The sequence below is a fragment of the Pokkaliibacter plantistimulans genome, assembly GCF_003194385.1.
GTDB classification, from domain to species: domain Bacteria; phylum Pseudomonadota; class Gammaproteobacteria; order Pseudomonadales; family Balneatricaceae; genus Pokkaliibacter; species Pokkaliibacter plantistimulans.
Map to the genome: position 1 here is coordinate 18,212 of NZ_LAPT01000074.1, position 12,965 is coordinate 31,176.

The window sequence follows — 12,965 nt, forward strand, 5'->3', positions numbered from 1 at the left end:
GCCATGAGCAGAGCATTACTTGAAGTCACCGATCTGGAGCGCAGTTTTCAGTCGGGCGAAGAACAGGTGCGCATTCTCAAACAGCTGAATCTGAAGATTTATGCGGGTGAGATGGTCGCCATCATGGGCGCCTCGGGGTCGGGCAAGTCAACCCTGATGAACATTCTCGGTTGTCTTGATCGTCCGACCTCGGGCAGTTACAGGGTCGACGGCAAGGAAACCGGCAGCCTCAGCAGTGATGAGCTGGCGGCACTGCGCCGGGATTATTTCGGCTTTATCTTCCAGCGCTATCACCTGCTGTCCCATCTGGATGCCACCGGTAATGTGGAGATGCCTGCGGTGTATTCCGGCAATGACCGGCAGCAGCGTATTGCCCGCGCCGAGTCGCTGCTGGAACGGCTGGGGCTGGCGGATCGTACCCATCACCGTCCCAGCCAGTTATCGGGCGGGCAGCAGCAGCGTGTCAGTATTGCCCGTGCCCTGATGAACGGCGGCGAGGTGATTCTGGCCGATGAGCCCACCGGCGCGCTGGACAGTAAAAGCGGCCATGAGGTGATGGCTATCCTGCGTGAGCTGCATGCTCAGGGGCATACCATCATTCTGGTGACCCACGATGCCGATGTCGCTCGTCAGGCTCAGCGCATCATCCGTATTCAGGACGGTGAAATTCTGGCGGATGAGCCTAACCCCGAGGCGCCTGAGCCGGTGGCTGCGGCGCCTCGTGCAGTGCGTCAGCAGTCTAATTTCAGCCGCTGGAAAACGCAGCTCGGGCTGTTCATGGAAGCCTTCAAGATGGCCCTGATTGCCATGGCCACCAACCGGCTACGTACCATCCTGACCATGCTGGGGATCATTATCGGCATCATGGCGGTGGTCAGCGTGGTGGCGGTGGGGCAGGGGGCCAAACAGAAGGTCATCAACGACATCAACTCCATCGGTACCAACACTATTGATATCTATCCTGGCATCGGCTGGGGGGATATCCGCTCCAGTAAGGTGGAAACCCTGGTTCCGGCCGACCTTGCTGCCCTGCAGGCACAGGTGTATGTCGACAGCCTGACGCCGAACATCTCCGACAACCAGCAGCTGCGCTACCACGACATCGTGGTCAGTGCTGCCATCAAGGGCGTGGGGGAGGCCTATTTCCGTGTGAAAGACATGACCATGGCAAGTGGCCGGGCGCTGACGGAGTTCGACATCAAGAATCTGGCGCAGGTCGCGGTGATCGATCAGAACACCAGCAAGAAACTCTTTCCTCATGGTGGCAACCCGGTAGGGCAGACCATTCTCGCTGGCAGTGTGCCGGTCACCATTGTTGGGGTCGCGGCGGAGAAGGATTCGGCCTTCACCGATGAAAATCTCAATGTGTGGATGCCCTATACCTCGGTGATGAACCGGATATCCGGTCAGCAGTACTTCAGCTCCATCACCGTGCGCGTGACGGATGGCATGTCCAATGCCATTGCTCAGGCTGGCATCGAGCGGCTGCTGACCACTCGCCACGGCACCAAGGATGTCTTTACCCGTAGTTCTGACAGTATTCTCAAGACCGTGGAGAAAACCACCTCAACCATGACGCTGCTGATCTCGGCCATTGCTGTGATTTCGCTGATCGTCGGCGGTATTGGCGTGATGAATATCATGCTGGTCTCGGTGACCGAACGAACCCGTGAGATCGGTATCCGTATGGCGGTCGGTGCACGGCAGATCGACATCATGCAGCAGTTCCTGATCGAAGCGGTGCTGGTCTGCCTGATTGGGGGCAGCTGCGGCATTCTGCTGTCATTCGGCGTCGGGGCGGTGTTCTCCTATTTTGTCAGCGCCATGTCCATGCAGTTCTCGGCGCTATCCATAATTTCGGCCTTTGTCTGCTCGACCCTGATTGGTGTGCTGTTCGGCTTTCTGCCCGCACGCAATGCAGCGCGACTGGACCCTATCGAGGCACTTGCTCGTGAATAACCCCATCAACAACGCATCATCTGTCACATACCCCCTGCGTCTGCTCGGCATCGCCCTGCTGGCGTTGGGATTAAGTGGCTGCGCCGGGCTGGTTCGTACTGACTATCAACGGCCGCAGGTGGAACTACCCACCCAGTGGACTGTTCAGCCAGACAGCGGAGACAAGGTACTGGCTGCCGGTCAGTGGTGGCAGGTGTTCAATGATCCGCTGCTGAATGAGCTGATCGAAAAGGCACTGCAGACCAACAATGATCTGGCGGCGGCGACGATCAAGGTCCGTAAGGCACGACTGCAGGCCGGGCTGGAGGCGACCAACCTGACACCGGACGTGACGGTCAGCGCCAGCAGCAGCAAAGAGCGGGATCTGAACTCAGGTACTGACGCACGCAGCAGCAGTACGTCCACCAGCCTGAGCTATGAGCTGGACCTGTGGGGCAAGCTGGCAGCCAGCCGCGACTCCGCCGAGTGGGAGGCCAGCGCCACGGAGCAGGACCGGGCAGATACCGCACTGACGCTGATCGGCACCACGGCGGATCTGTACTGGCAGATTGCCTATCTCAATCAGGCTATCCGCTCCAGCGAGCAGAGTATTGCCTACACCCAGCGCAGTCTGGAGGTAGTGCGGGTGAAATACAGCGCCGGTGCCGTGACGAACCTCGACCTGCTGCAGGCAGAGCAGAATGTGGAAAGTCAGAAGGCGGATCTGGCCGACTTACAGCAGCAGCTGACGGAGGCCCAGAACGCGCTGGCGATTCTGTTCAATCAGGCTCCTGAACATGTGATGGCCACTCCGCAGCAGCTCAGCAGTCTGCCCATGCCGACCCTGCAGGCCAGTGTACCTGCAGCTGTGCTGGCGAATCGCCCCGATCTGCGTGCGGCAGAAATGCGCTTGCGGGAGTCGCTGGCGGATGCGGACAGCACCCGCGCCAGCTACTACCCGAGCTTCAGCCTGACGGCTGCGCTCGGTACCAGCAGTACGCAGTTGTTGAATCTGTTGCAGAATCCGGTCGCGACACTGGGAGCGGGGCTCAGTTTGCCCTTTGTTGAGTGGAATCAGGCCAGGCTGAACACCCAGATTGCCGATGCGACCTATCAGCAGGCCGTAGTGGCGTTCCGGCAGTCGCTGTATAGCGCCATGCAGGATGTGGAAAATGCCCTGTCAGCACGGAAGCACTATCAGCAGCAGGAGGCCGCACTGCAGCGCTCCTATGATCTGGCCAGACAGGCAGAGCAGGTGGCCGAAACCCGCTACCGGGCAGGTGCCACCGGCGTACAGGACTGGCTGGACCAGCAGGAGACGCGACGCACGGCCGAACTGGCGCTGGTCAAGAATCGCTACAACCAGCTGAGCAACATGATGACGTTGTATCAGGCACTGGGCGGCGCACCACAGGATCTGACCAGCAACGGCCAGTGAGTCTGATCTGAAAGTCAGTCTGGAAATACGGCCAGCACATTGCTGGCCGTCAGACTGCTGACAAAGTCCTCGCCCTCGGGCGGGGACTTTTTATAATGGGGCCATGCTAAAAGACAGAGCCCCCACCCAGTCCGAACTGGAGTTTGTCTGTATCGACGAACTCGTCCCCGCCGATCACCTGTTGCGCAAGATCGACAAGACCATCGATTTCAGCTTCATCCATGAGCTGGTCAAAGACCTTTACTGCAGGGACAACGGCCGACCCGCGCTCGATCCGACCCGGCTGTTCAAGCTGCTGCTCCTCGGTTATCTCTACGGTGTGCGCAGTGAACGCCAGCTGATTCGCGATGTGCAGGTCAACGTCGCCTACCGCTGGTTCCTGGGTCTGAACCTCACCGACAAGGTGCCCGATGCATCAACGCTGAGTCAGAACCGACGCCGCCGTTTCAACGAGTCCGAGGTGTACCAGCAGATCTTTGATGAGATCGTGCTGCAGGCGATGCGTAAGAAGCTGGTATCTGGCAAGACGCTGTACACTGACTCCACCCATTTGAAGGTCAATGTCAACAAGAACAAGTGGATCAAGGCGCGGGCGGCCAGCTCAAGTCGAGATTATCTGGAGGCATTGGATCAGGCGGTCGAGGAGGATCGCCTAGCTCACGGAAAAAAGCCCTTGTCGCCGCGCTCGAGCGAGCCCGAGATACGGGAGATTAAGCAGAGCGCCACGGATCCCGATAGCGGTTACATGGTGCGTGACGGCAAGCCCAAAGGCTTCTTCTACCTGGATCACCGTACCGTGGATGGGCGCTGCAACATCATTACCGATGTTCACCTGACGCCCGGCAATGTCCACGACAGCGTACCTTACCTGGGACGCCTGGATCGACAGGCGGAGCGGTTCGGCTTCGAGATCCGATCGGTGGGGCTGGATGCTGGTTACTTCACGGCGGGCATCTGCAAGGGGCTGGAGGATCGCCAGATCTACGGCGTCATCGGCTACCGGCGGCCGACCCACCGCAAGGGCTACTACTACAAGCGGGAATACCACTACGACGCCGGGCAGGATCGTTATACCTGCCCTGAGGGAGCCACCCTGATCTACAAGACCACCGATCGCAACGGCTACCGCCACTACCGCTCAGACCCTGATCGCTGTTTGAACTGCCCACAGCGAGCGCGTTGTACCGGCAACGTGAAAGGGGAAAAGACGCTGACACGTCATGTCTGGGAGTACAGTAAGGAGCGGATCGGCCAGCACCGCTTGAGCCCAGGAGGGCGACTCATCTATCAGCGCCGCAAGGAAACGGTAGAGCGAAGCTTTGCCGATGCCAAAGAGCTGCACGGTTACCGCTATGCCCGGTTCCGTGGGCTGGATAGAATGAAAGGCCAGTGCCTGTTGGCGGCGGCTGCGCAAAACATCAAAAAGATCGCACTCCTCACGGCCTGAGCCGCGGATCCCCTTAATGCCGTTCTCAAGCGCCGTTCTATCCCGGTAGAGCGCTGCTCACCTCCCGTATTCCCCGCCCCGCGCTTTGCAGAACTCAGCGGCGAAAGCGTTGAAGTACACGGCAGAAAAACAAAACCCCGATCAAAATGACCGGGGTTTGTCAGTATTCTGACGGCCAGCGCTCTGCTGGCCGTGTGGTTTTCAGGGTTTGCCGCCGTAGACAAATTCCACTGCCCGATTGATGGCTTCAGGCATCGCACTCATATGGTTCTCGCCGGGAAAAATATGCAGGCCGAGCTGCAGTTTGCCGTCGCTCTCCGCTGCCTCTGTCTGCTGCAAGTCACTGAATAGCTGTTTGACGTTATCCACCTGCGCGCGCTTTTGCAGCATCTGCACACGTTCCGCTTTCATGCTGGCCGGGGCTGTCTGCTCTTCACTGCCAACGGTCAGCATCAGTGTTACAGGCTGGGCCAGAGCGGCAAGCCTGTCTGCAAAGCCGTTGCGCTCGGACAATACATAACGCTCGTTCCACCAGATCGACGGACTGGCTGCGACGTAACGCTGGAAAGACTCAGGGTGGGTAAACAGCGTGTGCAGCGTGAAAAGTCCGCCGTAGGAATGGCCAAACAGGGTTTGCTGATGGCGGTTGATGGCGAAGTGCTGCTCAATCTGCGGTTTCAGCTCCTGCTCGATAAAGGCCAGAAAGCGATCAGCACCGCCTTGCCGGGAGCCAGACTGATCACCGGTTTTGTCCATATTGGCTGCCGGTGGCGTGTAATCTTCGGCACGGGCTACCAGTTGCGCCTTGTCTCCTTCCGCCGCGGTAATGCCTACCACCAGCGCTCCGCGGGCCTGACCGCGCTGTTGCAAGCGCTCTGCCATCACTTTCCACAACGGGAAGGTGGTGTTGCCATCCAGCGAATACACCACAGGAAAGCCTCCTTCCGGCACTAGCGAGTCCGGCACCGCCACCAGAATTCGGTAACTGCGGCCTGTCTGTCGGGAATCAATAATGAACTGCCGGGTGTTATCCAGCGTTACTTCAGGCCAGCTGTTGGCTGTTGGAGTATTGGCTGTGGCGGTTGACGGGCTATCAGCCCCGGCGAAGGTAGGATTGATCATAAGCGTAAGGATCACTGAGAGAGTGGTGCGAGTGAGGAAGCGCGACATGGTCGTCCTGCGGGCAGCGGTATGAGTTATCAAGACTCACTACTATATGCATTTGAGAATTGTTATCAAAATAAACCCCGGTAATTGTCTGTTCTGATTGCATCTCAGCGGGCTGTCGGCACCGCAGCTGGCTTTTTATCTGTTTTCGACCACGGTTTTTGTCCAACTGTAAAGATTCCTTGACGAAATCTTAGGGATGGCATTTTATTACAGCCTGTTTCGTTTAGGTTTCGGATTGTAAGTGCTGTGACCTGCCACGAGGAGCGAAGAGCATGGGGCATCCCATGCTGTGCCAGACAGTATCGAGGTCTTAGGGACAAGTATGAGTTACAGGGAAAGAAGCCGCTCACGGTTTGCTGGCTGGTGGGCACTGTTATGTATCGTGATGCTGTCCGTGCAGGTTCAGGCGGCGAACCGTGATCAGGTTCAGATTGAGCCTGTAGAAAGCTGGGTCAACGCCATTCCTTTCCAGACTCCCGCCAGTGTCCCCCACGAACAGCTGCAGGATGGGGAGTATACGTTGCTGCAGGATCTGCAGACCCGCGCCACTGCAGGTATCACCACTACCTATTACCACTATGCCACGCTGATCGATAACCCCAGTGGCCTGCAGCAGAACTCCAGTATCACTCTCGGCTTTTACCCCCGTTCCCAGTCTCTGACCCTGCACTATGTGCGCATTATTCGTGATGGCCAGCAGCTGGACCGCACACCGCAGCAGCCTGTGGCCTTGCTGAATCAGGATGAGGAGCTGGCCGATACGGTCTACGGTGGCAAGCTCACCACTAACATCCTGCTGGATGATTTACGCGTGGGGGACGTCATCGAGTACGCCTTTACCCGCACCAGTGACAACCAGCCCTACCCCGAGCAGGGCTGGATGCGCATTCGAACGCAATATACCGTGCCGGTTCAGCAGAAACAGTATCGCCTGTTGTGGTTGCGCCCGGAGGTGCTGCAATGGGATGTCACGGGGCCGGCAGTTCAGGTTACGACGGCAACGGTGCCGGGCGGTAAGGAATATAGCCTGCAGCTGCAGCATCCTGAGCCGGTCAGATCGGAGAAGGGCACGCCTGACTGGTATTCCCGTTTTGGCGCGGTCACCTTTGTTCCTCAATACAGCTGGCAACAGGTGGTACAGCAAGTATTGCCCTCTTTTGCTGCGGCCATGCAGGAGGACAGCGCACTACAACCGCTGGCAGCCACTATTCGGCAGCAACACCGCTCGGTGGCGGAGCTGTGTGCGGCGGCATTGAGCTATGTGCAGAGTCAGCTGCGTTATGTTGAGCTGGATATGGACGCGAAGGATTTACCCCCTTCAGCCGTCAAGACCATCCTTCAGCGTGGTTATGCCGACAGTGTTGATAAGGCTGTCGTACTGACAGCATTACTGCGGCAGCTGGGCATTGACGCGGCACCGGCTCTGGTCAGTGGCTGGAAAATGCAGCTTCTGCCCGAGCTGATGCCGAGTGTCTGGTGGCTGGATCATGCTCTGGTGCAGGTGCAGCTGGCCGGGAAGCAGTACTGGCTGGATCCGTCGCTGAGTTATCAGCAAGGGGCACTGGACGACATTTTTCAGCCTGACTACGGCTATGCGCTGGTGCTGTCAGAAGCCACTACCGCGCCCAGCGCCATGCAGGTGGGTAGCAATCACCATTCCCGATATACAGAGCATTTCGATCTGAGTAAGGGCCCTAAGGCGGCGGCTGACTATACCAGTGAGACGCTGCTACAGGGCTTCGATGCCGAGCAGATGCGCGGGATGCTGGCGCGGCAGAGTGTGGCGGACAAGCGCACTGACTATCTCAATTTCTATCAGGACTACTACCCGGGTATTGAGGTGGTCCAGCCTGCCAGTTTTACCAATGTTGAGGGTAAGAATCAGTTTCGCATTAAGGAGCACTACGTCATTCCAGAAATCTGGCAGAAGACAGACAAGGGCCACGAAGTGTTTTTCTATGCTTTCAACCTGGAGCCCATGGTCAAGAAAATTAAGGATACGGCACGCACCTCACCGCTGGCCTTGCCCTTTCCCCTGAACATAGACGAGACCATTGAGGTCAAACTGGACGGTGGCTGGTCACTGGATGATGGCTACTTCGAGGAAGACAATCCGTTTTTCTATTTCAGTCGCAAATCGAGCTTTTCGAAGCGGCAGCAAACCCTGACGCTGCAGTTCACCTACCGAGCCAAGGTGAGCTGGCTCGCCGCGCAGGATGTCTCGGCCTATGTCAAGGCGCGCGCACGGATGGCAGAGAAAGCAGAATATGGCCTATGGATTGAAGACAACGATGCCGCTGAGTCTGCCCCAGCTTCGACAGCGAATGATAAAAAAAATGCTGATACCCCTGAGTCTTTGGGGATGCAGCTCTTCGGGTGCCTGATTCTGCTGCATGCCATGGCACTGCTGTACGGGCTGGTGCAAAGCTATTTTGAGGGCAGGGAAGCACCCGCCCGACAGGCACAGTTTTACCCTGTGGCGGTATGGAAACTGGTGCTGCTGACGGGCCTGACCTGGACGTTCTACCTCTGGTACTGGCACTACCAGAACTGGCGCTATGTGCGGGAACAGTTGAAAGTGAAAGTCCTGCCCGGAGCACGAGCGCTGTTCAGCCCCCTGTTTTTCTTTTCCCTGGGGCTGCAGGTGCGCAAGGTACTGGCTGCATCACCTGAGGCCGGGTCATCGTTGTCTGTCACTGCGGTGGTACTGGGGGTCGTGGTTTATCTGTTATTGACGCTGGCGCAGTGTATGTCGCCGGAGTCTTTCTATCTGGTGATCCTGTTCAATTTCTGTAGCGGCTTGGCGCATGCGTCTGTGGCACGCGCTATCAAGCGCCTGAACAGTGCAGCATCGACTGCCCGCAACTCTGTCTGGCGCTTGCGCCACTCATTGATCCTGCTGACCTACCTGTTGCTGATGGCATTTCTGCTGGCCAATCAGCTTGGCTGGTTACCCGACCCGCTGTTGATCCCGATTTTCAGACACTGAAGCTAGCTGCTGGTCAGTCAACGGCCAGCGCGCAGCCGATCATGAACACGTTCGTATCAAGTACACAGGTGTGCAGTACCTGTAGAGGGAAGATGTATCAAGATGATGAAAGTGACATTACCTGTTTTCCGTCTGGCCTTACTGACCGCAGCGGTGATGGTGGCCACAGGTGCTCAGGCAGCCAAAACCGTAGGAGTTAACTCGACGACAGCCAGCTGGATCATGCCCGAAGCGGTATCGACGTCAGCCCGGATTCCTCAGGAAGAGGTGCGCAATGGTGAGTACTACCTGCTGTCAGACCAGCAGGTCAGAGTCGATGCAAAAGGTGATGTGGCTCGCTACAGCCACTTTGCCGTCAAGGTTGTCAATCAGCAGGGGCTGGCGGACGCATCAAAAATCAATGTCGCCTTCGATCCTAGCTATGAGTCACTGACCTTCCATCAGGTGAAAATCATTCGCGACGGCAAGGTGATCAACAAGCTCAAGGGCAGCGATATTCCTGTTATCAGCAGCGAGCCAGACATCAGAGACTCGATCTACGAAGGTCAGCTAACCACTAATCTGCTGCTCGATGATGTACGGGTCGGCGATATCGTTGAATACAGTCTGACGCGTAATGGGCAGAACCCGGTTTACGCCGGGCGCTTTGGCTATTTCCTGGATACGCAGTGGTCCATTCCGCTACATGGACAACATTTCCGTCTGCTTTGGGAGAAGAATACCCCACTGAATCTGCGCCAGTTCAATCGCAATGTGCAGGTATCGACCATCCCTTACGCTGGCGGAGTGAAGTATGTCATCGACAACCCGTCGCCTCCCACGCTGTACACCAACAGCGAAGCACCAGACTGGTTTAATCCTTACGGTTACGTGCAGTTCTCCGAATTCGGTAACTGGCAGGGGGTGGTGAGCTGGGCCATTCCACTCTATCGGGATGCCATTCGTACCGATGCCGCCATTCAGAGCATTGCGCAGCAGATTCGCTCCGCCTATCCCTCCAGTCAGGATCAGCAGATCGTCGCTGCTCTGGAGTATGTGCAGAGCAAGATTCGCTATGTGGGCATCGAGATCGGTGAAAACTCCCATCGCCCCAGCCCTGCTAGCGAGACCCTGGCCAGGCGTTACGGGGACTGTAAGGATAAGGTCATCCTGATGATCAGTATTCTCAGGGCTCTGGGGGTGGAGGCGCAGCCCGCGCTGGTCAGTACCGACAAGGAAGATGCCATTGCCAGCTATCTGCCCACCATCAACGCCTTCAACCACGTTATTGTCCACCTGAACCGTCAGGGTAAGTCGGTGTGGCTGGATCCGACCCGGGACTCGCAACACGGGCAGTTACAGGATATTTATCAGCCAGATTATGGCTATGCACTGGTGATTGATGCCAATACCACTGCGCTGACAGCCATGACTCAGGCCACCACCCAGCACGCAACGGTGATCAACGATACCTTTGATGTAAGCAAGGGGGCGCAGGGTGAAGGGCGTTTCACAACCGACAGGACAATGAACGGACTGGATGCCGAGCTGGTGCGTGACCGGCTGGCCAAAGGCGCGCAGGATTTGCGTGGGCGCTACCTCACCGCATTTCAGTGGTATTACCCCAAACTGGATGCCTTACAGCCGATGGCGTTCAACGATAACACCGCGAGTGGCCAGCTGAGAGCGAAAGGGGATTATCGCGTTCCTGAAATCTGGACTGAGAACGATAACGACCTGCAGTATCAGACCGCGTTCTATCCCACCGAGATTTACCGATATCTGGATAAGCCGGATCAGCTGAAGCGTATCGCACCTTTTACCCTCAGTTTCCCGGTCAATATTCAGCAGAATATTGCGGTGACGCTGGAGGATAAAAAGTGGAAGTTCAAGAAAGAGAATTTTGTCGAGGATAACGACTATTTCCATTATGAACGTCAGGTCAGATATGACTCCGGCAAGGATTTGCTGACCCTGAATTATCAATTCCAGATCAAGAAAAAATACGTACCTGCAGATGATATTGATAGCTATATGAAGGCACGCAAGCGCGTGATCGATCACGGAGAAATGTGGGTAGTAGAACCCTATCCCATGGTTTTGCGTACATTACGCTCAGGTAAAAATACCAGCAGCTAAACACCAGCAGCGAAACAGGAATGGCACCATGTTCTATTGGAATATCAATAAACTGAAATTGCAGCTGATTAATGAAGGCCTGAGTCAGCGTGCCCTTTTTGTCTATATCTTTATCTTTGTCATGTTGAGTGAGTTAGTGACCTTGCTGCTGCCCTTTGGCAAACAGCATGAGCCTGACACTCTTAATATTCTGGCAGCCGTTGCCGACTTTGTTATATGCATGCTCGGTCTGTTTGGCTGCTACAGGGCTAACGGTGGCAAAGCAGGTCAGCAGTTTGCAGAGCGCTTCTTCAGTATAGGAATAGTGCTGATGGCTCGCTTTGTTGTATTGCTTATTCCCGCCTATGTCGTGGTTTTTGCTCTTGCCGTGGTGGGGCAGGCTACTGCGGTAGAAGGTATAGCCGCCATGATGACGATCGCAGTCCAAGTAGTCTCTCTGTTGTGGTTTGCTGCCTATTTCTGGCGTTCAGCGGTACATATCGGCGATGTAGCCAAAGCGCGATCTGATGTTTCGCAAATCGGCGATGTGACCGTATCCGCCTAATAAGAACGTTAATGTTCTAACTCGCCCTGCCATAAAACGCAGGGCGATTTTTTAAGTGCCTGTTTGCTACCTGTCAGTTATCACCAGGGATAATACCTTGTCTGAATAGGATTCAGAGGATGGGCGGCAGGTTCTCAAACCGTTTTTGAAACAATAAAGGATGACATTTCATATGCTGGACGCATTGCAGTTTTCCCTCAATAAAATTGCCCTGCTGGGCTTTATTATCTATATGGGCACTGCAGCACTGCTGTTTTCCCTGTATCAGTTTATCTATACCCGCCTGACACCCCACAAAGAGTTTCGTCTGATTCGGGAGAACAACGTAGCCGCCGCTGTGGGGCTGGGAGGCGCTCTGGTGGGTTACGCCATTCCGGCTGGCAATATCATCAGTTACTCGGCCAATCTGCTCGACTTTGTCGTCTGGGCCCTGATCGCTGCGGTAGTTCAGCTGCTGGCTTTCTTCATCACTCATCAGGTGATCAGGGATTTACCCGGACGGATTCAGCGTGGCGAGATGACCGCTGCCATTTACACTGCGGCAGTAGCTATCAGCGTCGGCTTGCTCAATGCCGCCTGCATGACGCCTTCCAACGGCTGATGATCAGGAGGAGCAGGAACGATGAAACGCAGTCAATCCGTGCAGTTATCGCTGCTGGCTACCGTCTCTGCCGCGCTGGCGGGCTGTGGAGAGGACTATCAGCAAATCAGCCTCGACAAAACCTTTCATGATGCCAAGGAGTGCGTGGCTGCACGCTTTCCCAAAGACATGTGCAGTCACGCTCATACCACGGCTTACCAGCGCCATGGCCAGATCAAACCGCGCTATGTGGAGCAGAGCGCCTGCGAGGCTGCCTTTGTTGCTGGCGCCTGCGAGCAGAACAGTGATCAGTATTACTCCCCGCGCTTCTATGGCTTTCGCCTGCTGGCACTGGATGAAGTCACTGACAGGGAGTATCGCGGCATGGTCAACGTAGCCAGCGCCGAGTTGCCATTAACGGAAATTATCGAAGGTGTGGTGATTGGCCATATGGACAATCAGCAGTATGTGCCACGGTATCAGGTTGCGCCGGTCTACCCCGTGCTGGATCGTCAGGGGCAACAGCAGGAACGCACCCTGAGTGATCGCAATGCGTCCGGCGACACCTTCGCCACGGCCGCCATGCCACCGGATGTTCAGGACTGGGTCAGTTACGCCGAACAACAGACAGAGCGTGGTGGATTCGGTGGGGGAGGTGGCAGTGCCGCCAGATCCTATCATTCGTCCGATTATCGTTCCTCCACCCGGCGCAGCGGATTTCGCTGGAGCTTCGGAGGATAG

At 56.3% G+C, this 12,965-nt stretch carries 9 protein-coding genes; 8 read left to right on the top strand and 1 reads right to left on the bottom strand.

Features of this window, described 5'->3' with window-relative positions; all coding sequences use genetic code 11:
- Positions 1 to 3: 3 nt before the first annotated feature.
- The 3 genes from WH50_RS14945 to WH50_RS14955 all read left to right on the top strand — a co-directional run bounded on the left by WH50_RS14945 (position 4) and on the right by WH50_RS14955 (position 4,823).
- Positions 4 to 1,959 (top strand): MacB family efflux pump subunit, encoded by a 1,956-nt coding sequence (locus WH50_RS14945; RefSeq protein ID WP_110188031.1) that lies wholly within the window; start codon positions 4 to 6, stop codon positions 1,957 to 1,959.
- Positions 1,952 to 3,376: an efflux transporter outer membrane subunit gene (locus WH50_RS14950; RefSeq protein ID WP_207780326.1), complete on the top strand. Its 1,425-nt coding sequence runs from the start codon at positions 1,952 to 1,954 to the stop codon at positions 3,374 to 3,376. Before WH50_RS14945 ends, WH50_RS14950 begins: the two co-directional genes overlap by 8 nt.
- A 103-nt stretch (positions 3,377 to 3,479) precedes the next feature.
- On the top strand, positions 3,480 to 4,823 hold the full coding sequence (locus WH50_RS14955; RefSeq protein ID WP_110188033.1) for an IS1182 family transposase: 1,344 nt from the start codon (positions 3,480 to 3,482) through the stop codon (positions 4,821 to 4,823).
- Positions 4,824 to 5,024: 201 nt separating this feature from the next.
- On the opposite strand, the gene WH50_RS14960 is transcribed toward WH50_RS14955, so the two are convergent.
- Complete coding sequence (locus WH50_RS14960; RefSeq protein ID WP_165838441.1) at positions 5,025 to 5,945, bottom strand: alpha/beta hydrolase; 921 nt, start codon at positions 5,943 to 5,945, stop codon at positions 5,025 to 5,027.
- 370 nt (positions 5,946 to 6,315) lie between these two features.
- Between WH50_RS14960 and WH50_RS14965 the strand changes: the two genes are divergently transcribed.
- The 5 genes from WH50_RS14965 (at position 6,316) to WH50_RS14985 (ending at position 12,965) form a co-directional block, all read left to right on the top strand.
- Positions 6,316 to 8,982 (top strand): DUF3857 domain-containing transglutaminase family protein, encoded by a 2,667-nt coding sequence (locus WH50_RS14965; RefSeq protein WP_110188035.1) that lies wholly within the window; start codon positions 6,316 to 6,318, stop codon positions 8,980 to 8,982.
- 102 nt (positions 8,983 to 9,084) lie between these two features.
- Positions 9,085 to 11,100, top strand: coding sequence for a DUF3857 domain-containing transglutaminase family protein (locus WH50_RS14970; RefSeq protein ID WP_110188036.1), 2,016 nt, complete (start codon positions 9,085 to 9,087; stop codon positions 11,098 to 11,100).
- Positions 11,101 to 11,128: 28 nt separating this feature from the next.
- A complete protein-coding gene (locus WH50_RS14975) occupies positions 11,129 to 11,644 on the top strand; it encodes a hypothetical protein (RefSeq protein WP_110188037.1) in 516 nt (171 codons plus the stop codon).
- A gap of 172 nt (positions 11,645 to 11,816) precedes the next feature.
- Positions 11,817 to 12,245 (top strand): DUF350 domain-containing protein, encoded by a 429-nt coding sequence (locus tag WH50_RS14980; protein WP_110188038.1) that lies wholly within the window; start codon positions 11,817 to 11,819, stop codon positions 12,243 to 12,245.
- Positions 12,246 to 12,266: 21 nt separating this feature from the next.
- On the top strand, positions 12,267 to 12,965 hold the full coding sequence (locus tag WH50_RS14985) for a DUF1190 domain-containing protein (protein ID WP_110188039.1): 699 nt from the start codon (positions 12,267 to 12,269) through the stop codon (positions 12,963 to 12,965).